Below are 26,927 nucleotides of genomic sequence, written 5' to 3'. Positions count from 1 at the left end.
CCGGGGCTAAGCAATGAAAACAGTATGGTCAGGTTACAGAAGATGGTTAATGGTGCTTTTACTGCCTTTAAGCATACAGGTCAGCGCGATGGATGGCTGGCCGAGACAAATCAAGGCTGAAAACGGCACAGTCACTCTTCAGCAGCCACCTGAGCGTATTGTCTCCACCAGCGTGACTCTGACCGGATCACTGCTGGCGATTGATGCTCCGGTAGTCGGGAGTGGTGCCGGGGCCCCGGGCAGTCGTTTTACCGATGCTCAGGGTTTTTTCCGCCAATGGGGAGATATTGCCCGGCAGCGGAAGGTTAAACCCTTATATATCGGTGAGCCCAATATCGAAAGTATTGCCAGTGAAGCACCGGATCTGATTCTGGTCAGTGCGACAGGAAATGACAGTGCTCTGCGCATGGTCAGCCAGTTATCGGCGATTGCCCCTGTGCTGGTAGTGAATTATGACGATAAAAGCTGGCAGCAACTGGTGACTGTGCTGGGGCAGGCGACCGGTCATGAGGCTCAGGCAGCACAGAAAGTTGCAGAATTTGATCAGCGGGAAAAAGCATTAAAACCCGGGTTACGCCTGCCACCACAGCCAGTCTCTGCCATGGTGTGGAATGGCGGCGGACGTGAAGTCAATCTGTGGACCCGTGAGTCAGCCCAGGGAAAACTGCTGGAACAACTTGGATTTAGCCTGGCGATACCGCCATCCTCTGTCACCGGTAACGTTAGTATGGGGCAGCGTAAAGATATTATTCAGTTATCAGGGGAAAACCTGGCCACGGGGCTGGACGGTAAAAGCTGGCTGTTATTCGCCAGTACTGACAGCACGGTTCCTTCAGTGCTCAGTGACCCGTTTCTCTCACAGACAGAAGCGGTCAGCAATAAAAACGTCTATGGGATGGGGGCTGACAATTTCCGACTGGATTATTATAGTGCCAGCCATCTGCTGACGACCCTGCAAAAACTCTTTGCAGATTAAGCCCCCGTAACCGGGGACAGCCGGTATTTCTCTGTTGCTGACGGTATATTCATTTCCTGCGGGCAGCGAGTATTTTAGTGCGATGAAGGTTCTGAGAGTGATGCGCCAACCGTATTTGCTGATATTGCTGTTACTGTTGTTTATTTTGCTGACCACCCTGAGTCTGATGGCCGGGGCGAAGCTGATCCCGGTGACGGAAAGCTGGCAGGCGCTGGTATCGTCAGGCCCCTGTAGCTCTCAGGACTGTACGATTATCCGTTTTGCAAGACTCCCCCGGACTCTGGCCGGAATTGCCGCCGGTATTTCGCTGGGGGTGGCCGGGGTACTGATGCAAACGCTGACCCGTAACCCGCTGGCCGACCCCGGTCTGCTTGGTATTAACTCCGGTGCGTCTTTTGCCATTGTTCTGGGTATTGCCCTGACCGGGGCTGATACCCCGCAGGCCTGGCTTGGCTTTGCCTTTGGCGGTGCAGTGTTTGCCTTACTGATCGTCGCCCTGACAGGGGCGGCGGCTGGCGGCCGTGTTAATCCGGTCCGGCTGACTCTGGCCGGGGTTGCCCTGGCAGCGGTACTGGAAGGCATCACTAACGGGTTCTCACTGATGAATCCTGATATCTATGATCATCTGCGTTTCTGGCTCAGTGGCTCGCTGGATATCCGTCAGTTCTCTTCTCTGGCCGTTGTTACCCCGGCCATTGTTGTGGCTGTATTACTGGCCTTATTACTTAGTAAATCCCTGAATAATCTCAGTATGGGGGGAGATATGGCAACCACTCTCGGCACCCGGGTGCTGGGTACCCAGCTGAGTGGTCTGCTGGCGGTGGCTCTGCTGGCCGGTTCAGCCACGGCACTGACCGGGCCGATAGCCTTCGTCGGCCTGATTGCGCCTCATCTGGGCCGCTTACTGGCAGGTGCCGATCACCGCCGTTTGTTACCGGTCACGCTGTTCCTGACACCTTGTCTGTTGCTGTCAGCCGATATCGCCGGGCGGTTTATGGCTGCCGGAGAACTGCGGGTGTCGATTGTGACAGCATTTATCGGCGCGCCGGTATTGATCTTTCTGATCCGTCGTCAGCCCGCGGGAGGTCTCTGATGGCTGGCCGGACCCTGACAGTATTACTCTGTTTACTGGCCGTTATGATTGCTGTCAGTGTGCTGTCCCTGAGCCGCGGCACTCTGGTACTGAGCAGTAGCCAGCTTTGGCAAGTACTGAATGGCAGTGCACCACGGGCTGTTACGATGATAGTGATGGACTGGCGATTACCGCGGGTAGTGACTGCACTGTTGACCGGTGCCGCACTGGCTCTCAGCGGTGCAATATTTCAGTCACTGTTACGTAATCCGCTTGGCAGTCCGGATGTTCTGGGGTTTAACACCGGCGCATTTTCGGCCGTCTTGCTGGTGATGGTATTTTTACCGGGACAGCCTGCTGTTCTGGCGCTGGCGGCGCTGGCTGGCGGACTGATCACGGCAGTTTTGGTCTATATATTCTCCTGGCGGCGGGGAGTGGATACTTTCCGGCTGATTATTGTCGGCATTGGTGTCCGTGCCTTACTGATGTCTCTGAATAGCTGGCTTATCACTTCAGCTTCACTGGATACGGCATTATCCGCCGGATTATGGAGTGCCGGTTCACTGAATGGCATCAGCTGGCACAGCCTGCCACCGGTTGCCCTGATCCTGTTACTGGCCAGTGTCGCGACCGGATTACTGGCCAGACGTATGCGTTTACTGGAGATGGGGGATGATATGGCAGCTGCGCTGGGGGTTCCGGTTGAGCGCAGCAGGATGCTGTTAATGCTGACGGGAGTCATACTGACCGCGGTATCGACGGCGCTGATTGGTCCGGTTTCTTTTATCGCGCTGGTGGCCCCGCAAATTGCCAGCCGCTTATGCCGTAACGGACACTCCCGGCTGACCGCCAGTGCTTTCTGTGGGGCGATTTTATTGCTGGCAGCAGACTATATTGCCAGCCATCTGTTTGTTCCGTATCAGCTGCCGGTGGGAGTGGTCACGGTGAGTCTGGGCGGGATTTACTTAATGAGTTTACTGGTCAGAGAGGCCCGTCGTAAATGACTGACAGACAATCACCGCTGCTGGGACAGCATCTGACACTCGGTTACGATAACAAGATTGTTGCCCGCGATCTATCCGTGGCTATCCCCCGGGGGGAAGTGACCGTGATTATTGGCCCCAATGCCTGTGGTAAGTCGACCCTGTTGCGGACGATGAGCCGGTTACTGACACCGGTTGCTGGCCATATTGTGCTGAACGGTGCCGATATCAACAGCTATCCGACAAAAGAGGTTGCCAGACGGCTGGGGTTGCTGCCCCAGTCACCGGATGCGCCGGCCGGAATTACGGTCCGTGAACTGGTTTCCCGCGGGCGTTATCCCCATCAGCATCTGTTTGGCCGCTGGCGCGGTGAAGACACCCGTGCAGTCGATGATGCAATGCAGGCTACCCGGGTCGGTCACCTGGCCGGACAAACGGTGGATACTCTGTCGGGAGGACAGCGGCAGCGGGTGTGGATCGCCATGGTACTGGCGCAGCAGACACCGTTGCTGTTGCTGGATGAACCGACCACCTGGCTGGATATAACCCATCAGATCGAACTGATGGAATTAATCCGGGATCTTAACCGGCAACACGGACGCACCCTGGTAGTGGTCTTACATGAACTGAATCATGCCTGTCGTTATGCAACGCACCTGATTGCGATGCGTGATGGTCAGATTATTGCGGAAGGCAAACCCTGCGATATTGTGACCCCGGCGCTGATTGAGCAGGTTTACGGGCTGAAATGTATGATAATCAGTGATCCGGTAGCAGGGACACCGATGATTGTACCGCTGGGCAGAGAACAACCGTCCGTATAACCTGCTGTACCATGCCGGACGATACAATCTTCGTCCGGCATGAACAGTTTATGGTGCAGATGCTTTCAGATACTGATTGATGGCCGGGCCAAGCCGGGTGAATACCTTGTCAGAAAGAATCTCTGAATGAGCGCAGTTCAGCGGAACAATCTGTAATTGCGGGAGATACGGCGCCCAGCATTGCCGGGCATCCATGCCTGGCTGGCGGGTTTTTTCTGCCAGAAACATAACTGCATTACCGCCAAATTTCGCACTGCCAGCCGTTGTGAGTAAGCGTACTGCGCTGGCATAGTTAGCGCTGATAACATCAAACATTTCTGACATTTCTTCGCCTGCCATTGTGCGCTGGCTTTGCATAAACTGCTCTCGCTCACGGTCAACTTCGGCCAGCACTTCCGGATCCAACACATTTTTTCCCTGGCGTTCGTCCCAGTTCTGGGTTTCCGGCGGCCAGGTATCCAGCAGTCCGAGGAAAGCTACCTGCTCACCGGCCGCTTCCAGCCTGGCGGCCACCCCCTGAGCAAGTGTGCCACCCAGTGAATAACCGAGCAGATAATACGGCCCATGGGGCTGGCGCTGGCGGAGGCGTTGTAAATGTGCTTCGCAGACCTCATCAATATGCTGACTATTATTCAGAACCCCTTGTACGGCAGGGGACTGTATACCGGTGATTTGCCAGTGCGGGTCCAGATAACGTCGCAGGATACTGAATTGCCAGGCAAATCCGGAGGCCGGGTGGAAACAGAAAAGTTCTGGTCCGCCAGCTTCGCGTAACGGCAGCAGGTCAGAGAAACCCGCAGCCTCTGTGGTATTTTCTGTCGGCGCGGTCAGCAGCCTGGCAAGAGCTTCAACACCCGGAGCGATCATAATTTGTCCGACGGTCACGGGGATCGCTAAAACCTGGCGTAACCGTGCGGCAAGACGCATCGCCAGCAGTGAATGCCCCCCCAGAGCAAAGAAATCATCGCTGGCATAAACCTGGTCACAACCGAGTATGGCGGCGAACTCTGTCGCCAGTGTGCTTTCCAGTCCCGGCTCAGGCAAACGCTGTATTTTTCCGGCACCGGTCTCCGGCAGGGGTAAGGCTTTTCGATCCAGCTTGCCATTACTGCTCAGCGGGAAATCGTCCACCTGCATAATCACTATCGGTACCATATGGGCCGGCAAATGTGCTGACAACTCTGCACGCAGTTGTTCGCTGTCTGTCGGCTGATCGCTGATGACGTAAGAAATAAGCTGGCGGGCATCTTCCCAGCCCGCTTGGCTGCCATGACGGGGGGGCTGTAAAACACGCGCCACTGTAACTGCCTGACGTATACCTGCCAGTCCCTGTAGTAGATGATCTATTTCGGTCAGTTCGATGCGCTGGCCACGAATTTTCAGTTGATCGTCATTACGGCCGAGGTACTCGATAGCCCCTTTTTCCAGTCGTCGGACGACATCTCCGGTACGATACATACGTTCGCCATGTTTGCCGGGCAGTGCGACAAACCGGGTCGCTGTCAGTCCCGGACGGCCGAGGTAGCCCTCAGCCAGTTGTACACCGCTCAGCCATAGCTCCCCGGCAATACCCGGAGGTACCGGCTGCAGTCTGTTATCCAGAATATGCAGACCCGTATTCCATACGGGAAAACCTATAGGTACGCTGTTGCCAGTGACCGCCGCCAGGGCGTCCCCAAAAGCAGGATACACGCTGACGTCGACCGCCGCTTCCGTCGGGCCATATAAGTTGTGCAGTTCCGTGCCGCATAAAGTCTGCCACTGGCGGGCAAGAGAAGCCGGTAAGGCTTCGCCGCTGCAAAATACTCTGCGCAGTTGTTTTCCTGTCTGCGCCGCTGTTTCACTGTCCAGTGACGCAGTAAATGCTGCCAGCATGGAGGGGACAAAATGGAGCACAGTGACCTGATAGTCGAGAATTAACTGCAGTAAAATATCCGGTTCGCGGTGTGATTCCGGCGGAGCCATCATCAGCCGGGCCCCGGTGATCAGCGGCCAGAAGAATTCCCAGACAGAGACATCAAAACTGGCCGGTGTTTTTTGCAGCACCACATCACTGGCTGCCAGTGCATAGTGGTTTTGCATCCATAACAGGCGGTTGACTATTGCCTGATGGCCGACCAGTACGCCTTTTGGCCTGCCGGTTGAACCGGAGGTATAGATCAGATAAGCCCCGTCGCCGGGAGCGGGTTCTGTTGCTTTAAGGGGGACGGTTAAAGCAGGTAATAAAGACTGATAGTGATACCTGGCGACATCAGTGATCGCCTGAAAGCGTGCTGCCAGCCCGGCCTCAGTGATCAGCAGTTTCGGACCGGCATCTTCCAGCATTAGTTGCAGCCGGTCATCAGGATAACCCGTATCGAGTGGCAGCCAGATGGCCCCCAACCGGACAATGGCCTGCAGGGCCAGCGACAGATACACGGAACGGGGCAGGGCAACTGCCACAATATCGCCGTGTCTGACACCCGCCGCCAGCAGTTGCTGTGCCAGAGCCAGCACCTGCTGGTGCATTTCCCGGTAATCCAGCTGGCGGTGAATATCAGCCAGAGCAATCGCCTGCGGAGTGGATTGTGCCTGCTGTGCCAGCAGACTGTACAGTGTTTCTGCCGGTAAGCTGTGGTCTGTCTGGTTAATTTCAGCGATTTGCTGCTGTTCATGGCGGTTCAGTATGAGGGCTTCTGAACATTTAAGGCCGGCAGAGCGGCCGAATTGTTCAGCCAGCAGCGGCAGACGTTCCAGGTGTTCCTGTAATTGTCCGGCATCGTAACGTTCGGCATTCGCCAGTAATTCAACGGTCAGCTCACCGTTTTCGCCGGGATAAAGGGCTATTTCCAGGTCACGTACCGGTCCGGAAGCCAGATGGCGGGTTTCAGCCGGCAGCCCGTTAAAACACAGCTGATAATCGAACATTTTTACATTAATGACCGGACCGTACAGCGGATCATTATCCCCGTGCCTGCCTGCATCACGCATTACCTGTTCGGCATCATAGCGCTGGTGGCGGCGGTTGCGTTTTACTTCTTTTGTCAGACGGTTTGCCAGCTCAGTCAGAGTCAGGTCCGGATCATAGTCCACCGCCATCGGCAGTACATTGATTACCGGGCCGGTGGCGCATAATGCCGCAGACCCCAGCCGGCGCATAAAAATAAATCCGCAGCTGAAAGGTTGCTGGCCGGTCAGACGGGCCAGCCAGACCGCGATCAGCGCGATGGCTCCGTCTGTCAGAGTCAGCTGTTTCGCTGCCAGTTGTCCGGTAACTGGCTGTAATTCAGCGGCAGATAATGTCAGATGATGGCGCAACAGACGGGTCGCCGGAATTTGTCCGGCCAGCGGCTGTTCTGACAGAGTGACTGCCGGTGGCAGCGCTGCCACTTTCTCCTGCCAGTAGCCTGCATCCCGTTGCCATGCTACGGATTGCCGGTAGTCAAGATATTCACTCACTACTTCGCTGAACGGTATAAAAGGTGAAGGTCCGGCGGGGGCTGACTGACAACAGGCGGTATAGATGTCGGCGATACGTTTGGTCAGAGCGGTAAAACTAAAGCCGTCGATAGCAATATGATGATAACGCTGGTACCAGCGCCAGTGGTGATCCGCGACCTGTAATATCAGATGACGATACAGTGGTTTACCTGCAGCGAGTCGCAGATCACTGTGCAGATCCTGTTGTATCAGAGTATCAGCCGCCAGATACGGATCAGTCTGTTGCCGGAGATCGATATATTCAGGAGCAATCAGTGGCGCATTACCCTGGCCCTGTACTGCCTCCCCCTCGGTTTCCCGGAATACCATATGCAGAGTATCAGCTTCGGTCAGTCCGAGCTTAATTGCGGTGATTAAATGTGCCAGGGAAATATGCCCTGTCAGTTCGACAACGTGGGCAACCGCGTAAGCATTGCTGTGAGGTGACAGCTGATCTGCCATCCAGATACCCGGTTGTGCTGCGATCAGAGGCAGCCAGTTTACTTGCTCAGACATAACGACTTCCGGTATTCGGTGACTCTTCGGGACGGATATCCGTCCAGTGTGTTTCCAGCCACAGCAGGCATTGTTCCTGAGGCTGAGGGCCAGACACCGGCTGCCAGCCCGCGGGAATGGCCAGAAATGCGGGCCAGAAGCTGTACTGACCGGCATGATTTTTCAGGATAAAACCGTAAACATCAGGCTGATCAAAGGGATGAAGATTCTCCATATCATGTTCCTTCCTTTATTGCTTCGGAAACGGGATTAAGTATTGCCTGTAAGCCGTCGAGTAAACCTCCGCGCCAGCATAATGCGTCATGCCCTCCTTCGAACAACTTCAGTGTCGCATCAATATTCTGCTGCTTCAGGGCTCCCAGCATCACACTATTGGCCTGACAGATAATGTGTTCACGACGTCCTGCCTCAAGATAAATTCGTCGCGGTGCTGCAGCAAAAGCCTGCCGGTTAAGCTGTTCAGTCAGCCATCCGTCTGGCTTGCCACGGGCTGGCCACCAGAATGACCCGGATAAGCTGATTGCCGCAGAGAACACCTCTGGCCAGCGCAGGGCTGCATAGACGGCAGAGAGTCCGCCAAAGCTCTGACCCGCCACCAGCGTTCGTTCGGCAGCAGGCTGCCAGCGGGTCCATTGGCTAATCAGTGGTAATAACTCCTGCTGTATCGCCAGCCAGAACTCCGGATTACAGGTCAGCTCACGGGTGCGGTGCTGACGATCGATAATATCGATCATTACGTAAATAGCCGGTGGTAACCGGTGACGGGTGGTGAGGGAATGTAATGGCCCGGCCACCGGCATCTGGTCTGCCCAGAACTGGCCGTCCAGCAGCAGTACCAGAGGACGTGAAGCATCGTCCGGTGATCCTGTCTGGCAGAGATGTATTCTGCGCTGGTTACCCAGCAGAGCACTGTCCCACAGATATTTATCTGTTGGCGCCGCGGGCTGTCGGTTCTGATCCAGCGATTGCCATTCCGGCTGGGGCGGGGCATCGGGCATGTGCAGCGGGGACACAGACATTCCGCGTCCTCCTGACCAGTGGCGTAACGGATTCAGGGGATCGTGTCGGGCAACGGTAAATTTCTGGCGCCACCATTCACGGCGCTGATAAACATCAGCGGCATCATCAGGAGTATCGGTACTGCTATCGGGGATCAGGCAATAGCTGCCACGCCAGTCAGCCGGCAGGGTCGTTTGCCAGAACCAGACGTCGCTGCCGGCAATTCGCTGCAGTGAACGGGGCGGAGTTTTCTGATGGTGGTCAGTGATACCGGTGATGTTTATCCAGACATGCTGACAGGCAGAGGTTTTCTCGCAGCCCTGCGGATCGCGCCACAGGAATGTCACCAGACATTCACCTCCGGCCGGGTCTTCAATCCTGGGTAATCCTTGCTGTTGTTGTTGTTGCCACCAGGATTCACTCCCGGGGTGTTCAGTAAACCATTCAGGGATAGCCATCTGCGGGGTATTCACATCAGCAAAACAGTAATAGTGACTGATAATAGTATTGATAATTATTTCGGTTTGCAATAGTCTGTTTCACCGTCTGTTGTTAGCGCATTTATAACTGCTCACTGTTTCCGGATCTTCTGTAACCCCGCACAGCACAAGCAGTTGTCTGCAGGATCGCAGTCAGACACTGGATAAAAACCTGACTATATAACCGGATCTTCTGCTCCATATTTGCGCGCGGGAGAGGACCAGGATCTTACTATGAAAAAATTATCTCGGTTTTCCACGGCTGTATGCCTTGAGATTGGGGCTACAGCGTTCTTTTTATCCTTCCAGGCGGCCGCCGCAGAACCAGCCCCTGTTGACGGAGCAGTGACCAGCCAGCAAAAGGCATCTGAAACATCTGTCACCAGTAAGACAGACCCGCAAAATGGCACAATTATTGTGACCGCCAGACAGCAAAACTTACAGGCACCGGGTGTCTCGACGATTACTGCCGACGAAATCCGCAAGCATCCGCCGGCCCGCGATGTATCAGAAATTGTCCGGACCATGCCCGGGGTAAACCTTACGGGTAACTCGACCAGTGGCCAGCGCGGCAACAATCGTCAGATTGATATCCGTGGTATGGGGCCGGAAAACACCCTGATTCTGATCGATGGTAAACCGGTATCCAGCCGTAATTCAGTGCGCTTTGGCTGGCGTGGTGAACGTGATACCCGCGGTGATTCCAACTGGGTACCCCCGGAAATGATTGAGCGTATTGAAGTCATCCGTGGTCCGGCAGCAGCCCGCTACGGTAACGGCGCCATGGGCGGAGTGGTGAATATCATAACCAAACAGGCGACCAGCCAGTGGCATGGTTCATGGGATACTTACCTGAATGCACCGCAGCATAAAGCGGAAGGCGCCACCAAACGTACTAACTTCAGCCTGATGGGCCCCGTATCAGACAGCCTGACGCTGAGTATCTGGGGTAACCTGGATAAAACGCAGGCTGACTCTTACGATATCAACAAAGATCATACGACGCCGCGTTCCGGTATTTATACGGGCAGTTACCCGGCAGGGCGCGAAGGGGTAGTGGATAAAGAACTGCACGGTAAACTGAACTGGGAGTTTGCCCGCAACCAGCATCTGGAGTTTGAAGCCGGAACCAGTCGTCAGGGTAACCTGTATGCCGGCGATACTCAGAATACCAATACCTCCGATTATGTGAAGTCGATGTACGGCAAGGAAACCAACCGTATTTATCGCCAGAATTATGCCCTGACCTGGACCGGCGTCTGGGATAACGGGGTCAGCACTAATACTTATGCACAGTATGAAAGAACCCGTAACTCACGACTGGCCGAAGGTCTGGCTGGCGGCACTGAAGGTATTTTTAATACTGATGCCGGTTTTGCTGATATCGACCTGAGCGATGTATTATTGCACAGTGAAATCAGTATCCCGTTTACGGCGCTGGTCAATCAGAACCTGACCCTCGGTACCGAATGGAACCAGCAGAGGATGAAAGACGGTATTTCTACCAGCCAGGCACTGACCGGCAACAAAACGGGCGGAGCGATCGAGGGTGTGACTACCGGCACCCGTGATCCCTATTCCAGTGCTGATATCTTTTCTCTGTTTGCTGAAGATAATATGGATATTACCGACAGCACGGTATTAACGCCGGCACTGCGTTTTGACCACCATTCCATTTCAGGGACTAACTGGAGCCCGTCGCTGAATCTGTCCCAGAACCTGACCGACAATCTGACACTGAAGATGGGTATCGCCCGGGCATATAAAGCGCCTAACCTGTATCAGACCAACAACAACTACATTCTGTACAGTAATGGTCAGGGCTGTTATGGCTACACAGGAACCGGCGCGGGCTGTTATCTGATGGGTAACGATAACCTTAAAGCCGAAACCAGTGTTAACAAAGAGATCGGCCTGGAATACAAAAACGAGACGGGGCTACAGGCTGGAGTGACCTGGTTCCGCAATGATTATCGCAATAAAATTGAGGCCGGTAATAATATTCTGGGCACCAGCAGTACCGGAACGTATATCTATCAGTGGGAAAACGTACCTAAAGCGCTGGTGGAAGGTCTGGAAGGGACACTGAATATTCCGCTGACAGATACAGTCAACTGGAATAACAATATGACCTGGATGCTGCAGAGTAAAAATAAAACCACCGGCGATCGTTTATCGGTTATCCCGCAGTTTACGCTGAACTCCGGACTGACCTGGCAGGCGCGGGATGATCTTTCGCTGGCAACGACCTTCACCTGGTATGGTCGTCAGAAACCTAAACGCCTCGATTACCGCGGTAATGTGGTGGGTTATCCTGATACCCGGGAAGTCAGTCCTTACAGCATTGTCGGTGCCAGCGCGACCTGGGATGCCACCAAAAATGTCAGTATCACGGCGGGTATAGAAAACCTGTTTGATAAACGTCACTTCCGCGAAGGTAACGCTCAGTCAACAGGGACTATCACCTCAACAGGAGCGCTTAACCCGATTACCATCTACGGGGCAGGGGCGAATACCTATAACGAGTCCGGACGGACTTTTTATATGAGTCTTAATACCCACTTCTGATCCGCGGGTTACTTCCGTAAAAAAAGCCGCCTTCAGCAACGAAGGCGGCTTTCTGCTATCAGATGGCCGGTGACTAGTATTGCTGATATAAATCGCGATACAGGCGGCTTTCGAAGCGCACCAGAGGTACGCGGCGCGTGCGCTGGTCCTGCGGTGGTACAGCATATCCGGACAGGTACTGGACAAAAGCGACTTTGCTGCCGCTGGCTGTCGTCAGGAAGCCCGCCAGATTGTATACGCCTTGCAGAGAACCGGTTTTTGCTGACAACTTGCCATCGACCCCGGCCTCATGTAAACCGCCACGATATTGCAGGGTACCGTCATGGCCTGACAGGGGTAACATACTGATAAAGTCCAGGCTGCTGTCATTTTTGCCGATGTACTGCAGAGCCTGCATCATTGTTTCCGGAGAAACCAGATCATGGCGGGATAAACCGGAACCATCCATCTGTACTGTATTACCTAAATCAATACCGGCCTTTTCTTTCAGAATCCTTCTGACAGCGTCTGAGCCTGCGCGGTAGGTACCCGGCACATTAAAGTAATGATGGCCGATGGTACGGAAGATGGTGTCTGCATACATATTGTCGGAAACCTTCAGCATATGATGCAGCAGGTCATGCAAAGGTGCGGAATCGTGGCTGGCAAGTATTGTGCCTGCGGGGGTTGGCTGTGTCTGACGCAGCAGTTGTCCGCTGTAATCGATATCCGCCTGACGCAGTTCATCACGCAGAATTTCTCCGGCCCAGGCCGCGCCATTTTGTACAGCAAAGGCTAAAGGCAGCGGGTCGGCACGTTTGCGCAAGCATCCGGTCAGGGTATAACGGTTTAATTCTCCGGGTACCACATCCAGCTCGCAGTACTGACCTTCTCCGGAGTTCGGTGCGATGGTTTTTACCTCGCTGAACATATGAGCCGGATAGTAAGACGCAATGCGGATATAGGCATTCTGGCCGGGGGTATCGGCACTGTAAAGTGCGACGGAAAAGCAGTTTTTGTCGATGATCGCTGCACCCGGCGGGGCACTGAAACACTGGGTCAGATCATTCCACGGCCAGCCCGGAGCAGCATCGTGGCTGGCAAACACTGATGTATCAATCACCAGATTGCCCTGAATATGAGTGATCCCTTGTTTTTTCAGACTGTTTACCATGACCCGCAGGTCCTGGCGGGTAAAAGTCGGGTCGCCGGCAAACCGGGCAATTAAGTCTCCCTGTAATGTGCCGTTACTGATGTTACCTTTGGTTTCAAATGTGGTCTGAAACCTGAAATCTTTACCCAGCTCCAGTAATGCACTGAGTGCGGTGAATATTTTCATGGTACTGGCGGGGAGCGCCATCTGATGTGCACGGTAATCCACCAGGGGTTCCTGTGAGCCGACTTTTTGTGCCAGGAACGCAAGGCTGGCCCCGTCCGGCAAATATTGTGTATATTGCTCTACAGGGATAGCGGCCTGAGCCTGCAGAGTAAAAGCGAGAGTCAATCCTGATATAAGTCGTAAAAATCGCATAATCTCGGGCTAAGTGACGGAGGAAGCCGCAATACTACGTCCCATTGCAGGGCAAAGTAAACGATGACCCCCGGGGAACTCCGGGGTAAAATACGTATCAAAATGAAAAAATGATCCTTGCCTGTGGTTAATCATGCCCCGGGCAGGGTTGTTTTATGCTGAAATTAATGCGAGGCAGGACGCTATTTTCTGCTGTCATCAGTCAGGATGACACTTGTACACATAAGATAATGAGGAGTTGAAGATGAGTCAGGTTCCTATGACACTACGTGGTGCTGAAAAACTGCGTACAGAACTTGAAGAGCTGAAAACTGTTAAACGTCCGCGCATCATCGCCTCAATCGCGGAAGCACGTGAACACGGTGATCTTAAGGAAAATGCAGAGTATCACGCGGCACGTGAAGAGCAGGGATTCTGTGAAGGACGCATTCAGGAAATTGAAGCGAAATTATCTAACGCACAGATTATTGATATTACTAAAATGCCGGCCACTGGCCGTGTGATTTTTGGTGCAACAGTGACGGTTTACAATACCAGCACTGATGAAGAAGCGACCTACCGTATTGTGGGTGATGACGAAGCTGATTTTAAGCAAAATCTGATTTCTGTAAATTCGCCAATGGCACGCGGATTAATTTCCAAACAGCAGGATGATGTCGCGATTATCAAAACACCGGGTGGTGATGTGGAATATGAGATCCTGCGGGTGGAATACCTGTAATCTCTTGCTACGCTTAGATAACAGAACTCAGATTTAACAGATAACGTTATTTTATGGCTAAATATCGTAAATCTGTTCAGCAGGTCTGCAATGATGTACTTAGCGTGGTAACATAAATTGTCATGCTGAAATGTAAAAAACAGAAAAGGCCGCTGTGCGGCCTTTTCACCCACAGCAGACCTGTGGCAATTTCTGCTGGCACCGGAGCCGGTACCTGCCGAAATTTAGCGTGGCAAAGAGATTTTATTCTCTTTTGAACGACGATACAGCACCAGTACTTTGCCAATAACCTGAACTTCAGCGGCTTTGGTTTCGCGAACAATGGCATTAACAATCAAAGATTTAGTCTCGCGATCTTCGCCAGCTATTTTTACTTTGATCAGTTCATGGTGTTCGAGTGCATTTTCGATTTCAGCCAGAACACCTTCTGTCAGCCCGTTGTTACCTAACATAACAACCGGTTTCAGGGGATGGGCCAGACCTTTCAGGTGCTGTTTTTGTTTAGTACTCAGATTCATCGTATTATTTACTTACTCAGGGATTGAAAACGGGTCATTCTACCGCCATCTCTGGTATATCGCCAAATCAACGCGACATATACGTGGTGATTTATCGCGACGATATAGAATTAGTTGGAAAAATTATGACCGGTAAAAAGCGTTCGGCCAGTTCCAGCCGCTGGCTTCAGGAACACTTTAGCGACAAATATGTGCAACAGGCACAAAAAAAAGGGTTGCGTTCACGCGCCTGGTTTAAACTGGACGAAATTCAGCAAGGTGACAAATTATTTAAACCTGGTATGACAGTTGTTGACCTTGGTGCGGCACCGGGAGGCTGGTCACAGTATGTGGTACAGCAGATCGGTTCGAAAGGGCGCATTATTGCTTGCGACCTGTTACCGATGGACCCTATTGTAGGGGTAGACTTCCTGCAGGGCGATTTTCGGGATGAAGCGGTATTAGCAGCATTACTGGAACGCGTAGGTGATGAGAAAGTTCAGGTCGTCATGTCTGACATGGCACCGAATATGAGCGGTACTCCGGCAGTGGATATTCCACGTTCGATGTATTTGATAGAGCTGGCGTTGGATATGTGTCGGGATATTCTGGCGCCGGGTGGTAGTTTTGTAGTGAAAGTGTTTCAGGGAGATGGCTTCGATGAATACCTGCGGGAAATTCGCTCCCTGTTTACGAAAGTGAAAATTCGGAAGCCTGACGCTTCACGTTCACGTTCACGTGAAGTGTACATTGTAGCGACTGGGCGCAAACTATAGTACCCTACGCTGTCTGTTAACATCGTTGTAATATGAGGTTAATCCCTTGAGTGACATGGCGAAAAACCTGATTCTCTGGCTAGTCATCGCGGTTGTACTGATGTCGGTATTCCAGAGCTTTGGGCCCAGCGAGTCGAATGGCAAGAGGGTTGATTATTCAACTTTCCTGTCGGAAGTGAACCAGGATCAGGTCCGCGAGGCACGTATTAACGGGCGTGAAATTAACGTTATCAAAAAAGACAGTGGAAAATATACGACCTATATTCCTGTCAACGATCCCAAGTTGCTCGACAATTTGCTGACTAAAAATGTAACCGTAGTAGGTGAGCCACCGGAAGAACCAAGTCTGCTGACTTCTATCTTTATCTCGTGGTTCCCTATGTTGTTGCTGATCGGCGTGTGGATCTTCTTTATGCGTCAGATGCAAGGCGGTGGCGGTAAAGGCGCGATGTCTTTCGGAAAGAGCAAAGCACGTATGCTCACCGAAGATCAGATTAAGACCACCTTTGCCGATGTCGCAGGCTGTGATGAAGCGAAGGAAGAAGTCAGTGAACTGGTGGAATATCTGCGTGAACCGAGTCGTTTCCAGAAACTTGGCGGTAAAATTCCTAAAGGCGTTCTGATGGTCGGCCCTCCGGGTACCGGTAAAACCTTGCTGGCAAAAGCGATTGCCGGTGAAGCGAAAGTACCGTTCTTTACCATCTCCGGTTCTGACTTCGTTGAAATGTTTGTTGGTGTGGGTGCATCCCGTGTTCGTGATATGTTTGAACAGGCTAAAAAAGCCGCGCCCTGCATTATCTTTATCGATGAAATTGATGCCGTCGGTCGTCAGCGTGGTGCCGGTTTAGGTGGTGGTCACGATGAGCGTGAACAGACCCTGAACCAGATGCTGGTCGAAATGGATGGTTTTGAAGGTAACGAAGGTATTATCGTCATTGCCGCCACTAACCGTCCTGATGTACTGGACCCTGCGTTATTGCGTCCGGGCCGTTTTGACCGTCAGGTCGTGGTAGGGTTACCGGATGTGCGTGGCCGTGAGCAAATCCTGAAAGTACATATGCGTCGTGTCCCGCTGGCGACAGATATTGATGCGGCGATTATTGCCCGTGGTACACCGGGTTTCTCCGGTGCTGATCTGGCTAACCTGGTTAACGAAGCTGCTCTGTTTGCTGCGCGTGGTAACAAGCGTGTGGTATCGATGGTTGAGTTTGAAAAAGCCAAAGACAAAATCATGATGGGTGCTGAGCGCCGGTCGATGGTGATGACAGAGGCCCAGAAAGAGTCTACGGCATACCACGAAGCAGGACATGCGATTATCGGCCGGCTGGTACCGGAACATGATCCGGTACATAAAGTGACCATTATTCCTCGCGGACGTGCGTTAGGTGTGACTTTCTTCCTGCCGGAAGGAGATGCAATCAGCGCCAGTCGTCAGAAACTCGAAAGTCAGATCTCCACGCTGTATGGTGGCCGTCTGGCAGAAGAGATTATCTATGGCGTTGAACACGTTTCCACCGGGGCATCTAACGATATTAAAGTGGCGACTAACCTGGCACGTAATATGGTTACGCAATGGGGCTTCTCCGACAAGCTGGGACCACTACTGTACGCAGAGGAAGACGGTGAAGTATTCCTCGGCCGTTCGGTTGCCAAAGCGAAACATATGTCTGATGAAACGGCACGTATTATCGACCAGGAAATTAAACACCTGATCGACAGTAATTATCAGCGTGCCCGTACTATCCTTAATGAAAACATGGATATTCTGCATTCCATGAAAGATGCATTAATGAAGTACGAAACTATCGATGCACCACAGATTGATGATCTGATGGCGCGTCGCGAAGTCCGTCCGCCAGCCGGATGGGAAGAACCAAAAAATAATGGTTCTTCTTCAGACAATAACAATGGTACTCCTGCACCGCAGGCGCCTCGTCCGGTCGATGAACCGCGTACTGAGACCCCGGGCAATAACACCATGTCTGAATCATTCGATAAATAAGACGCTTTTACGTTAAAATACAACCCCGGCTTGTCCGGGGTTTTTTATTGCTGTTTTTTACTGCCGGGAGATACCGTCTGATGAAGTTGTACGCCAGGGATTCTGAACTCGACCTTTCATTTCCGCATGTGATGGGGATACTGAATATTACCCCTGATTCATTTTCCGATGGCGGCAGTCATGCGACTTTAACCGATGCTATCACCCATACCAATGAGATGGTGAATGCCGGTGCCACCATTATCGATGTTGGTGGTGAGTCTACCCGGCCAGGGGCTGCGGAAGTCAGTACCGAAGAAGAACTGGAGCGGGTTATCCCGGTAGTGACAGAAATTGCCCGTCGTTTCGACGTGTGGATTTCTGTCGATACCTCCCGGCCGGAAGTCATCCGCGAAGCGGCACAGGCCGGAGCACATATTATTAACGATATTCGTGCACTGCAGATGCCCGGAGCGCTATCTGCGGCGGCTGACACTGGCTTACCGGTCTGCCTGATGCATATGCAGGGCCAGCCAAAAACCATGCAACAGGCTCCTGATTATCAGGACGTAGTCGCAGACGTCGACCGTTTCTTTACTCAGCAGATTACCCGCTGTATTGACGGGGGCATAAAGAAAGAAAATCTGATACTGGATCCCGGCTTCGGTTTTGGCAAAAATCTTGCCCATAACTACCAGCTGCTGGCACATTTACATCATTTTCACCATTTCGGGCTGCCGTTACTGGCTGGTATGTCACGTAAGTCAATGATCGGCCAGCTACTGAATGTCGGCCCATCACAGCGGCTAAGCGGTAGCCTGGCATGCGCAGTGATTGCCGCTATGCAGGGCGCACAAATTCACCGTGTGCATGATGTAAAAGAAACAGTTGAAGCCATACGGGTTGCTGAGGCCACATTAAGAGCGAAAGGACAACATTATGAGTGAACATAAATATTTTGGCACTGACGGGATCCGTGGCAAAGTCGGAGAGGCACCGATCACCCCTGACTTTGTACTGAAACTGGGCTGGGCCGCCGGTAAAGTGCTGGCCCGCCATGGTTCAAAACAGATCATTATTGGTAAGGATACCCGTATTTCCGGTTATATGCTGGAGTCTGCCCTCGAGGCGGGACTGGCTGCTGCCGGTTTATCTGCCGCCTTTACCGGTCCGATGCCGACCCCGGCGATTGCCTACCTGACCCGCACTTTCCGTGCTGAGGCGGGGATTGTTATTTCGGCGTCTCACAATCCTTTTTATGATAACGGTATTAAGTTCTTCTCTACGGAAGGGACTAAACTGCCGGATGATGTGGAAACGGCTATCGAACGGGAAATGGAAAAAACCATTACCTGTGTGCCTTCTGCTGAACTGGGACGTGCCAGCCGAATCGTGGATGCTGCCGGCCGTTATATCGAGTTCTGTAAGGGCACTTTCCCCAGTGAACTCAGCCTGAACGGGATGAAAATTGTCGTCGATTGTGCCAATGGCGCAACCTACCACATTGCGCCTAATGTGCTGCGCGAACTGGGCGCCGAGGTCATTACCATCGCGGCTCAGCCGGACGGTATGAATATCAATAAAGAGTGCGGCGCGACGGATTTACGGCTATTACAGCAGAGAGTACTGGCTGAGCAGGCACATCTGGGGATCGCGTACGATGGCGATGGCGACCGGATTATGATGGTGGACCATGAGGGGAATAAGGTCGACGGTGACCAGATCCTCTACATCATCGCCCGTGAGAAGCTGCGCCAGGGGAATCTGCGGGGCGGGGTTGTCGGCACCCTGATGAGCAATATGGGGCTGGAGCTGGCCCTGAAGCAGCTGGGTATCCCGTTTGCCAGAGCGAAAGTGGGTGACCGTTATGTGCTGGAAAAATTACAGGAAAAAGGCTGGCAGTTAGGGGCCGAGAATTCAGGTCATGTGATTTTGCTGGATAAAACCACCACCGGTGACGGGATTGTGGCAGGTTTGCAGGTACTGACAGCGATGGTCCGCAATCATATGACACTGCATGACTTGTGCAGCGGTATGAAATTACTGCCACAGATACTGGTCAATGTCCGCTTTAGCGGTGAAACGGATCCACTGTCCGGTAACGCAGTGACGCTGGCGACAGCTGAAGCTGAAGCAGCACTGGCAGGCCGTGGCCGCGTACTGTTACGCAAATCCGGGACTGAACCTCTGATCCGGGTCATGGTGGAAGGTGAAGATCAGCAGCAAGTGACGGCACTGGCAAATAAGATTGCCGATGCTGTAAAAGCTGGCTGACGTTACCACGGTGCGAAGCGCCCGCCACTGTCCGGCGGCACAGCGGGCCCTCAGCCGGATAACCGATGATCGTCATCGCAGGTGGCTGGCGATAAATGCAGCGCTGTGCTGGTTTTATCGCCAAACGAGTGTGGCGGACAAAATTGCTCTTGCAGAGTCTGCGGCCATTGGTTAGTATTCAGACCCGCTTCTGATGGGTAGTGACTATCCGTCAGCGCCAGGTGAAGTTTTAACTGTACGGTAGCGTGCAAGGAAACAGGTTAATTATGTACGAAGCTCTTTTAGTTATTTTCCTTCTGATAGCAGTCAGCCTGGTAGGCATGGTTATGCTGCAGCAAGGTAAAGGCGCTGATATGGGAGCATCTTTTGGTGCTGGTGCGTCAGGAACATTGTTTGGTTCAACAGGGTCTGGTAACTTCATGACTCGTATGACCGGCATTCTGGCTGCGCTGTTCTTTATTATTAGTCTGATCCTTGGCAACCTGAACACCAACAAAAGCGCGAAAGGAAGTGAGTGGGATAATCTGAGTGCACCTGTAAAGTCTGAACAGACTCAGCAGCCTGCAAAACCAGCAGCACCAGGCAGTGACATCCCGCAGTAAGCAGTTCAGCAGTAACCCTACTTTCGGCGAATGACTTCTCTATCGTCTTAAGCAGTACCGAGGTGGTGGAATTGGTAGACACGCTACCTTGAGGTGGTAGTGCCCAATTGGGCTTACGGGTTCAAGTCCCGTCCTCGGTACCAATTCTTTATAACTTGCTTTTTAAGCATGTTCGGCGTAAAATTCGCCACGTTTTCGGACGCGGGGTGGAGCAGCCTGGTAGCTCGTCGGGCTCATAACCCGAAGGTCGTCGGTTCAAATCCGGCCCCCGCAACCACTTTCCCTTAGAGTTATTTTTCAAAATGTCTGCAGGTAACTGCAATCACCTGGTTTTGAAAAGAATTCTTTTGGTATGTGCTTTGTCGTATCACGGCAGACACAGGGTCCAGTGATAAAAAGCCCCGAATTTTCGGGGTTTTTTATTATCAGGTAATAGCAATTTTGGGCGTTAGCCCTTTTTTTATGTCTTGGGGGTGGGCTTGTCCACATTAGAGCAAAAATTAACTGAGTTAGTCACCGCTCCGGTAGAAGCGCTTGGCTACGAACTGGTCGGCATTGAGTTCGTTCGCGGCCGTGTATCGACACTGCGTATCTATATTGATAGTGAGAATGGCATCAACGTTGATGATTGTGCTGATGTCAGCCGCCAGGTCAGTGCAGTAATGGATGTCGAAGATCCGGTCACCGTTGCTTATAATCTTGAAGTTTCATCACCTGGTCTTGAAAGACCGTTGTTTAACGCAGCACACTATCAGCGTTTTACCGGAGATGAGGTAAGTCTGGTGTTGCGGATTGCGGTGCAGAACCGCCGTAAGTGGCAGGGCATCATTAAAGCCGTAGAAGGTGAAATGGTGACCGTGACCGTCGAGGGTAATGATGAAGTGTTCGCGCTGAGTAATATTCAGAAAGCGAATCTGGTCCCCCATTTTTAAACGTCCGGATTGAGGCTAACCAGGATGAACAAAGAAATCTTAGCTGTTGTAGAAGCCGTTTCTAACGAGAAATCCCTGCCGCGCGAAAAAATTTTTGAAGCGCTGGAAAGTGCGCTTGCAACGGCAACAAAGAAAAAATACGAACAGGAAATCGATGTTCGTGTTTGTATTGATCGTAAAAGTGGTGACTTTGATACCTTCCGTCGTTGGCTGATTGTTGATGAAGTGACGCTGCCAACCCGTGAAATCACGCTGGAGGCGGCTCAGTTTGAAGATGAGAACCTTACTCTCGGCGAGTTCGTGGAAGATCAGATCGAATCTGTGGTTTTCGACCGTATCACCACCCAGACAGCGAAACAGGTTATCGTCCAGAAAGTTCGCGAAGCCGAACGTGCGATGGTGGTTGATCAGTTCCGTGAGCAGGAAGGCGAAATCATTACCGGTGTGGTAAAAAAAGTTAACCGTGACAGCATCTCTCTGGAAGTGCGTCCGACCGACGGTTCTGCCACCAGTGCTGAAGCAGTGATCCTCCGTGAAGATATGCTGCCACGTGAAAACTTCCGCCCGGGCGACCGTATCCGCGGTATTCTTTATGCGGTGCGTCCTGAAGCCCGTGGAGCGCAGCTGTTTGTCAGCCGCTCTAAGCCTGAAATGCTGAAAGAGTTATTCCGCATTGAAGTGCCGGAAATCGGTGAAGAAGTTATCGAACTTAAAGGCGCGGCCCGTGATCCGGGATCACGTGCTAAAATTGCTGTAAAAACCAATGACAAACGTATCGATCCCGTAGGTGCCTGTGTAGGTATGCGTGGTGCTCGTGTACAGGCCGTTTCCAGTGAACTGGGCGGTGAGCGTATCGATATTGTGCTGTGGGATGATAATCCGGCACAGTTTGTGATTAATGCCATGGCACCTGCTGATGTCGCATCCATTGTGGTGGATGAAGACAATCACACCATGGATATCGCTGTTGAAGCCGGAAATCTGGCTCAGGCGATCGGCCGTAATGGCCAAAACGTACGTTTAGCCTCTCAGCTGAGTGGCTGGGAACTGAACGTAATGACGGTTGATGACCTGCAGGCGAAGCATCAGGCAGAAGCTCATGCAGCCATCGATATGTTTACGAAATACCTCGATATTGACGAGGAATTCGCTACTGTACTGGTAGAAGAAGGGTTCTCGACTCTCGAAGAACTGGCCTATGTGCCGGTAGATGAGCTGCTGGAAATTGACGGGCTCGAAGAAGAGATGGTAGAGGCTCTGCGTGAACGAGCTAAAAATGCGTTGACCACCCTGGCGTTGGCAAAAGAAGAAAGTCTGGGTAACCAGAAACCTGCAGATGATTTACTGGCTCTGCAGGGAATGGATAAAGACCTGGCCTATCGTCTGGCTGCTAAAGGCGTCAGCACTCTGGAAGAATTAGCTGAACAGGGTATTGATGACCTCACAGATATTGAAGAGCTTTCTGCAGAGAAAGCCGGCGAGCTGATTATGGCTGCACGTAATATCTGCTGGTTTGGCGGTGACGCATAACTAACAGGAAGGAACAGCATGACTGATGTAACTGTAAAATCGCTGGCTGCAGAAATTGAAACTCCTGTTGATCGTCTGGTACAGCAACTGGCTGATGCAGGCATCACTAAGTCTGAAAACGACTCTGTGACTGAACAGGAAAAACAAAGTTTACTGTCATACCTGAACCGTGAGCACGGTACTACGGATTCAGGTAAACTCACTTTGCAACGTAAAACACGCAGTACCTTGAATATTCCCGGCACCGGGGGTAAAAGTAAATCTGTGCAAATTGAAGTCCGCAAAAAGCGTACCTATGTGAAAGATGATGCCGAGGCGGAACGCCAGGCAGAAGCTGAAGCACAGGCACAGCGTGAAGCGGAAGAGGCAGCACGCCGTGAGGCAGAAGAAAAAGCCAGACGCGTTGCTGAAGAACAAGCGAAACGTGAAGCCGAAGATAAAGCTAAGCGTGAGGCAGAAGAAAAAGCCAGACGTGAAGCTGCGGAAACAAAAACTGTGACGAATCAACAAAAGAACGATATGACCCAGGCAGCACCATCAGAAAAAGCCCGTCGCGAAGCGGAAGCCGCTGAACTTAAGCGTAAAACCGAAGAAGAAGCACGCCGTAAGCTGGAAGCAGAAGCAAAGCGTGTTGCTGAAGAAGCCCGTAAACTGGCTGAAGAGAAAGGCGAAGAGTGGCAGAAGCCGGTGGAAACCGAAGACGCTTCTGACTACCACGTGACTACATCAACTCACGCCCGTCAGGCTGAAGACGAGAACGATCGTCAGGTTGAAGGTGGCCGTGGCCGTACCCGCACTGCGACCAAAAGCCCGCGTGCAAAGAAAAGTAACAAACACTCTGAAGCGAAAACTGACCGTGAAGAAGCACGTGCAGCTGTTCGCGGCGGTAAAGGCGGTAAACATCGTAAGGGCAGCGCTCTGCAGCAAGGCTTTAACAAGCCGGCGCAGGTGGTTAACCGTGATGTAGTGATCGGTGAAACGGTGACAGTCGCTGAACTGGCGAACAAAATGGCAGTGAAAGGTTCTCAGGTCATCAAAGTAATGATGAAACTGGGTGCCATGGCGACCATCAACCAGGTTATCGATCAGGAAACTGCTCAGCTGGTTGCCGAAGAAATGGGTCACAAAGTGATCCTGCGTCGTGAAAACGAGCTGGAAGAAGCGGTAATGAGTGACCGTGATATCGGCGGACATACAGAAGCTGAATCACGTGCGCCGGTGGTAACTATCATGGGTCACGTTGACCACGGTAAAACCTCGCTGCTGGATTATATCCGTTCTGCAAAAATTGCTTCCGGTGAAGCCGGTGGTATTACCCAGCATATCGGTGCTTACCACGTTGAAACCGGTAACGGCATGATCACTTTCCTGGATACTCCTGGCCACGCCGCGTTTACCGCAATGCGTGCCCGTGGTGCTCAGGCAACGGATATCGTTATCCTGGTAGTCGCAGCGGATGATGGTGTGATGCCTCAGACCGTAGAAGCTATCCAGCATGCTAAAGCGGCCAATGTACCGGTGGTGGTTGCAGTTAACAAAATCGATAAACCAGATTCTGATCCGGATCGGGTTAAAAATGAACTGACCCAGTACGGAATTATTCCGGAAGAGTGGGGCGGCGAAAACATGTTCGTCAATGTCTCTGCGAAAGCAGGTACCGGTGTTGATGACCTGTTACAGGCAATCCTGCTGCAGGCAGAAGTTCTGGAACTGAGAGCGGTACGCAGTGGTATGGCAAGCGGTGTGGTTATCGAATCCTTCCTTGATAAAGGCCGTGGTCCGGTTGCTACCGTACTGGTACGTGCCGGTACCCTGAACAAAGGCGATATCGTCCTTTGTGGCTTCGAATATGGCCGTGTCCGTGCGATGCGTAACGAACTGGGACGGGAAGTTCTGGAAGCCGGTCCGTCAATCCCGGTCGAAATTCTCGGTCTGTCAGGTGTACCTGCTGCCGGTGATGAAGCGACTGTGGTACGTGATGAGAAGAAAGCACGCGAAGTTGCTCTGTATCGTCAGGGTAAATTCCGTGAAGTTAAACTGGCTCGTCAGCAGAAATCTAAACTGGAAAACATGTTTGCTAACATGACAGAAGGTGACGTTTCTGAACTGAATATCGTACTGAAGGCAGACGTACAGGGCTCGGTTGAAGCTATTTCAGATTCATTACTGAAACTGTCTACCGATGAAGTTAAAGTGAAAATTGTCGGTTCCGGTGTCGGTGGTATTACCGAAACTGATGCCACTCTGGCAGCGGCATCTAATGCTATCGTGCTGGGCTTTAACGTTCGTGCTGATGCATCAGCGCGCCGTGTTATTGAAGCTGAAAGCCTGGATCTGCGTTACTACTCGGTTATCTATAACCTGATCGACGAAGTAAAAGCAGCAATGAGCGGTATGCTGGCACCGGAATACAAACAGCAGATCATTGGTCTGGCTGAAGTCCGTGATGTATTTAAATCACCGAAATTTGGTGCCATTGCCGGTTGTATGGTTACTGAAGGTGTGGTTAAACGTCATAATCCTATCCGTGTCCTGCGTGAGAACGTGGTTATTTATGAAGGCGAGCTGGAATCTCTGCGCCGCTTCAAAGATGACGTCAACGAAGTCCGTAATGGTATGGAATGTGGTATCGGTGTGAAGAACTATAATGATGTTCGCGCCGGCGATTCTATCGAAGTGTTTGAAGTTATTGAAATCAAACGTACTATCGATTAATCGTTACCAGGTTATGACTATTTGGGAGGCCGCTGGCCTCCCGAATTATTTGAAAGGAGCAAAAAGATGGCAAAAGAATTCGGTCGTTCTCAGCGTGTTGCTCAGGAATTGCAAAAAGAAATTGCCCTGATTATTCAGCGCGAAATCAAAGATCCCCGTCTCGGTATGATGGTAACCGTATCCAGTGTCGAAGTGTCACGCGACCTGGCCTATGCCAAAGTATTTGTCACATTCCTGAATGATAAAGACGAAGATGCAGTAAAAGCAGGGGTTAAAGCATTACAGGATGCTTCCGGCTTTATCCGTACTCTGCTGGGTAAAGCGATGCGCTTGCGTATTGTCCCGGAACTGACGTTTTTCTATGATAATTCCCTGGTCGAAGGTATGCGTATGTCTAACCTGGTATCCAATGTAGTTAAGCGGGATAACGAACGTCGCGGCGATAAGCCTGAAGAGCACGAGGAGGACTGATGGGACGTCCCCGTCGCCGTGGGCGTGATATCCACGGGGTATTACTGCTGGATAAGCCCACGGGTATATCCTCCAATGATTTGCTGCAAAAAGTAAAACGTATTTATAACGCGAACAGGGCCGGCCATACGGGCGCGCTGGATCCGCTGGCAACGGGCATGCTGCCCATTTGCCTCGGTGAAGCGACCAAATTTTCCCGTTACCTGCTCGACTCTGATAAACGTTACCGTGTTATCGCCCGGCTCGGCCAGCGTACCGATACCTCCGATGCGGATGGTAATGTGGTTGAAGAACGTCCGGTCCGTTTTACTGCCGCTGAGCTTGCTCAGGCGCTGGACAGTTTTCGCGGGCAAACCCTGCAAGTGCCTTCTATGTTTTCGGCACTGAAACATCAGGGACGCCCGTTATATGAATATGCCCGTCAGGGTATCACTGTTGAACGGGAACCCCGGCCGATCACTGTCCATGAGTTACAGTTTATCCGTCATCAGGATGATGAACTGGAGCTGGAAATTCATTGTTCAAAAGGCACCTATATCCGGACCATTATTGATGATCTGGGTGAAAAGCTTGGCTGCGGTGCTCATGTCACCATGCTGCGCCGTGTACAGGTCGCCCGTTATCCGATGGATAAAATGGTCACCCTGGAGCAGTTACAAACACTGGCCGCGCCGGACCCACAGGGACACACCGATCTGGCGGCCCTGGATGCGTTACTGATGCCAATGGACAGCCCTGCGGAAGACTATCCGCTGGTGAATTTGCCGGAATCCGTCAGTCACTGGTTTAAACTCGGTCAGCCGGTACAAATTGCCGGTGCGCCAGCCAATGGCCTGGTGCGCGTCAGTGAAGGCGACAGTCAGAAGTTTATCGGTATGGCAGAAATCGACGATCAGGGGCGTGTTGCACCGCGCCGACTGGTGGTTGAATATTTCGACTGAGTTATTTGCACTCATGTCGGCCGCAGAGTAGAATGACGCGGCTTTAAAGTGGGGAGCTGAATTAGAGATCGGCAACCTGAAATCAACACATATATTGGAGT

The 26,927-nt window shown here is 52.2% G+C and carries 21 protein-coding genes and 2 tRNA genes; 18 read left to right on the top strand and 5 right to left on the bottom strand.

All coding sequences use genetic code 11. The features are described from left to right. Positions 1-49 precede the first annotated feature (49 nt). From fepB to JK216_RS08345, 4 genes are all read left to right on the top strand, one after another. A complete protein-coding gene (fepB, locus tag JK216_RS08360; RefSeq protein ID WP_249213076.1) occupies positions 50-976 on the top strand; it encodes a Fe2+-enterobactin ABC transporter substrate-binding protein in 927 nt (308 codons plus the stop codon). Between the two features lie 100 nt (positions 977-1,076). Next, entirely contained in the window at positions 1,077-2,069 is a 993-nt protein-coding gene (fepD, locus tag JK216_RS08355; protein WP_212711529.1) for a Fe(3+)-siderophore ABC transporter permease, read from the top strand. 44 nt (positions 2,070-2,113) lie between these two features. Beyond that, positions 2,114-3,052, top strand: a complete 939-nt coding sequence (gene fepG, locus JK216_RS08350) for an iron-enterobactin ABC transporter permease (RefSeq protein WP_249213081.1) — start codon at positions 2,114-2,116, stop codon at positions 3,050-3,052. Next, positions 3,049-3,855, top strand: coding sequence for an ATP-binding cassette domain-containing protein (locus JK216_RS08345; protein WP_212707638.1), 807 nt, complete (start codon positions 3,049-3,051; stop codon positions 3,853-3,855). The genes fepG and JK216_RS08345 overlap by 4 nt, the downstream gene beginning before the upstream one ends. Before the next feature lie 48 nt (positions 3,856-3,903). On the opposite strand, the gene JK216_RS08340 is transcribed toward JK216_RS08345, so the two are convergent. The 3 genes from JK216_RS08340 to fes are packed head-to-tail and all read right to left on the bottom strand — an operon-like array spanning position 3,904 to position 9,287. Continuing rightward, on the bottom strand, positions 3,904-7,830 hold the full coding sequence (locus tag JK216_RS08340; RefSeq protein ID WP_212711530.1) for an enterobactin synthase subunit F: 3,927 nt from the start codon (positions 7,828-7,830) through the stop codon (positions 3,904-3,906). Further along, on the bottom strand, positions 7,823-8,044 hold the full coding sequence (locus JK216_RS08335) for an MbtH family NRPS accessory protein (protein WP_212707640.1): 222 nt from the start codon (positions 8,042-8,044) through the stop codon (positions 7,823-7,825). The genes JK216_RS08340 and JK216_RS08335 overlap by 8 nt, the downstream gene beginning before the upstream one ends. Before the next feature lies 1 nt (position 8,045). After that, on the bottom strand, positions 8,046-9,287 hold the full coding sequence (gene fes, locus JK216_RS08330) for an enterochelin esterase (RefSeq protein ID WP_212711539.1): 1,242 nt from the start codon (positions 9,285-9,287) through the stop codon (positions 8,046-8,048). A gap of 255 nt (positions 9,288-9,542) precedes the next feature. On the opposite strand from fes, the gene JK216_RS08325 reads away from it, so the two are divergent. Continuing rightward, positions 9,543-11,876 carry a TonB-dependent siderophore receptor gene (locus JK216_RS08325; protein WP_212707641.1) on the top strand — a complete coding sequence of 778 codons (2,334 nt, stop codon included), beginning with the start codon at positions 9,543-9,545 and terminating at the stop codon, positions 11,874-11,876. 73 nt (positions 11,877-11,949) lie between these two features. Here the strand turns inward: JK216_RS08325 and dacB are convergent, their stop codons facing one another. Then, a complete protein-coding gene (gene dacB, locus JK216_RS08320) occupies positions 11,950-13,386 on the bottom strand; it encodes a serine-type D-Ala-D-Ala carboxypeptidase (RefSeq protein WP_212707642.1) in 1,437 nt (478 codons plus the stop codon). 244 nt (positions 13,387-13,630) lie between these two features. Between dacB and greA the strand changes: the two genes are divergently transcribed. Then, positions 13,631-14,107, top strand: coding sequence for a transcription elongation factor GreA (greA, locus tag JK216_RS08315; RefSeq protein ID WP_212707643.1), 477 nt, complete (start codon positions 13,631-13,633; stop codon positions 14,105-14,107). Between the two features lie 224 nt (positions 14,108-14,331). On the opposite strand, the gene yhbY is transcribed toward greA, so the two are convergent. Then, on the bottom strand, positions 14,332-14,625 hold the full coding sequence (gene yhbY, locus JK216_RS08310) for a ribosome assembly RNA-binding protein YhbY (RefSeq protein ID WP_212707644.1): 294 nt from the start codon (positions 14,623-14,625) through the stop codon (positions 14,332-14,334). Positions 14,626-14,750: 125 nt separating this feature from the next. Here yhbY and rlmE point away from each other — a divergent pair, with 125 nt between their 5' ends. The 12 genes from rlmE to truB all read left to right on the top strand — a co-directional run bounded on the left by rlmE (position 14,751) and on the right by truB (position 26,826). Further along, positions 14,751-15,380, top strand: a complete 630-nt coding sequence (gene rlmE / locus JK216_RS08305; RefSeq protein ID WP_212707645.1) for a 23S rRNA (uridine(2552)-2'-O)-methyltransferase RlmE — start codon at positions 14,751-14,753, stop codon at positions 15,378-15,380. A 55-nt stretch (positions 15,381-15,435) separates the two neighbouring features. Beyond that, positions 15,436-17,382, top strand: a complete 1,947-nt coding sequence (gene ftsH, locus JK216_RS08300; protein WP_212707646.1) for an ATP-dependent zinc metalloprotease FtsH — start codon at positions 15,436-15,438, stop codon at positions 17,380-17,382. Between the two features lie 80 nt (positions 17,383-17,462). Next, on the top strand, positions 17,463-18,308 hold the full coding sequence (folP, locus tag JK216_RS08295; RefSeq protein ID WP_212707647.1) for a dihydropteroate synthase: 846 nt from the start codon (positions 17,463-17,465) through the stop codon (positions 18,306-18,308). After that, entirely contained in the window at positions 18,301-19,635 is a 1,335-nt protein-coding gene (gene glmM, locus JK216_RS08290; RefSeq protein ID WP_212707648.1) for a phosphoglucosamine mutase, read from the top strand. Before folP ends, glmM begins: the two co-directional genes overlap by 8 nt. 266 nt (positions 19,636-19,901) lie before the next feature. Next, on the top strand, positions 19,902-20,237 hold the full coding sequence (gene secG / locus JK216_RS08285) for a preprotein translocase subunit SecG (RefSeq protein ID WP_212707649.1): 336 nt from the start codon (positions 19,902-19,904) through the stop codon (positions 20,235-20,237). Positions 20,238-20,293: 56 nt separating this feature from the next. Next, positions 20,294-20,380: transfer RNA gene (locus JK216_RS08280), tRNA-Leu, on the top strand. 57 nt (positions 20,381-20,437) lie between these two features. Next, positions 20,438-20,514 (top strand) — tRNA-Met (locus JK216_RS08275). A 202-nt stretch (positions 20,515-20,716) separates the two neighbouring features. Further along, on the top strand, positions 20,717-21,169 hold the full coding sequence (gene rimP, locus JK216_RS08270; protein ID WP_212707650.1) for a ribosome maturation factor RimP: 453 nt from the start codon (positions 20,717-20,719) through the stop codon (positions 21,167-21,169). Positions 21,170-21,193: 24 nt separating this feature from the next. Next, the gene (gene nusA, locus JK216_RS08265; RefSeq protein ID WP_212707651.1) at positions 21,194-22,699 is read left to right on the top strand and encodes a transcription termination factor NusA; all 1,506 of its coding nucleotides are present in this window, start codon (positions 21,194-21,196) and stop codon (positions 22,697-22,699) included. Positions 22,700-22,717: 18 nt separating this feature from the next. Beyond that, positions 22,718-25,414, top strand: coding sequence for a translation initiation factor IF-2 (infB, locus tag JK216_RS08260; protein ID WP_212707652.1), 2,697 nt, complete (start codon positions 22,718-22,720; stop codon positions 25,412-25,414). A 66-nt stretch (positions 25,415-25,480) separates the two neighbouring features. Beyond that, positions 25,481-25,885 (top strand): 30S ribosome-binding factor RbfA, encoded by a 405-nt coding sequence (rbfA, locus tag JK216_RS08255; RefSeq protein WP_212707653.1) that lies wholly within the window; start codon positions 25,481-25,483, stop codon positions 25,883-25,885. Continuing rightward, on the top strand, positions 25,885-26,826 hold the full coding sequence (gene truB / locus JK216_RS08250; RefSeq protein ID WP_212707654.1) for a tRNA pseudouridine(55) synthase TruB: 942 nt from the start codon (positions 25,885-25,887) through the stop codon (positions 26,824-26,826). The genes rbfA and truB overlap by 1 nt, the downstream gene beginning before the upstream one ends. The last annotated feature ends 101 nt before the right edge of the window (positions 26,827-26,927 follow it).

Source organism: Tatumella sp. JGM94, from assembly GCF_018257595.1.
GTDB lineage: Bacteria > Pseudomonadota > Gammaproteobacteria > Enterobacterales > Enterobacteriaceae > Tatumella > Tatumella punctata.
Note: the sequence above shows the minus strand (reverse complement) of the source record. Positions and strands in the feature narration are given on the sequence as shown.

Excerpts from the sequence above, each read along its gene's own strand:
- fepB (WP_249213076.1), top strand. The coding sequence starts at position 50 with ATGGTGCTTTTACTGCCTTTAAGCATACAGGTCAGCGCGATGGATGGC.
- fepD (WP_212711529.1), top strand. The coding sequence starts at position 1,077 with ATGCGCCAACCGTATTTGCTGATATTGCTGTTACTGTTGTTTATTTTG.
- fepG (WP_249213081.1), top strand. The coding sequence starts at position 2,114 with ATGATTGCTGTCAGTGTGCTGTCCCTGAGCCGCGGCACTCTGGTACTG.
- JK216_RS08345 (WP_212707638.1), top strand. The coding sequence starts at position 3,049 with ATGACTGACAGACAATCACCGCTGCTGGGACAGCATCTGACACTCGGT.
- JK216_RS08340 (WP_212711530.1), bottom strand. The coding sequence starts at position 7,830 with ATGTCTGAGCAAGTAAACTGGCTGCCTCTGATCGCAGCACAACCGGGT.
- JK216_RS08335 (WP_212707640.1), bottom strand. The coding sequence starts at position 8,044 with ATGGAGAATCTTCATCCCTTTGATCAGCCTGATGTTTACGGTTTTATC.
- fes (WP_212711539.1), bottom strand. The coding sequence starts at position 9,287 with ATGGCTATCCCTGAATGGTTTACTGAACACCCCGGGAGTGAATCCTGG.
- JK216_RS08325 (WP_212707641.1), top strand. The coding sequence starts at position 9,543 with ATGAAAAAATTATCTCGGTTTTCCACGGCTGTATGCCTTGAGATTGGG.
- dacB (WP_212707642.1), bottom strand. The coding sequence starts at position 13,386 with ATGCGATTTTTACGACTTATATCAGGATTGACTCTCGCTTTTACTCTG.
- greA (WP_212707643.1), top strand. The coding sequence starts at position 13,631 with ATGAGTCAGGTTCCTATGACACTACGTGGTGCTGAAAAACTGCGTACA.
- yhbY (WP_212707644.1), bottom strand. The coding sequence starts at position 14,625 with ATGAATCTGAGTACTAAACAAAAACAGCACCTGAAAGGTCTGGCCCAT.
- rlmE (WP_212707645.1), top strand. The coding sequence starts at position 14,751 with ATGACCGGTAAAAAGCGTTCGGCCAGTTCCAGCCGCTGGCTTCAGGAA.
- ftsH (WP_212707646.1), top strand. The coding sequence starts at position 15,436 with ATGGCGAAAAACCTGATTCTCTGGCTAGTCATCGCGGTTGTACTGATG.
- folP (WP_212707647.1), top strand. The coding sequence starts at position 17,463 with ATGAAGTTGTACGCCAGGGATTCTGAACTCGACCTTTCATTTCCGCAT.
- glmM (WP_212707648.1), top strand. The coding sequence starts at position 18,301 with ATGAGTGAACATAAATATTTTGGCACTGACGGGATCCGTGGCAAAGTC.
- secG (WP_212707649.1), top strand. The coding sequence starts at position 19,902 with ATGTACGAAGCTCTTTTAGTTATTTTCCTTCTGATAGCAGTCAGCCTG.
- nusA (WP_212707651.1), top strand. The coding sequence starts at position 21,194 with ATGAACAAAGAAATCTTAGCTGTTGTAGAAGCCGTTTCTAACGAGAAA.
- infB (WP_212707652.1), top strand. The coding sequence starts at position 22,718 with ATGACTGATGTAACTGTAAAATCGCTGGCTGCAGAAATTGAAACTCCT.
- rbfA (WP_212707653.1), top strand. The coding sequence starts at position 25,481 with ATGGCAAAAGAATTCGGTCGTTCTCAGCGTGTTGCTCAGGAATTGCAA.
- truB (WP_212707654.1), top strand. The coding sequence starts at position 25,885 with ATGGGACGTCCCCGTCGCCGTGGGCGTGATATCCACGGGGTATTACTG.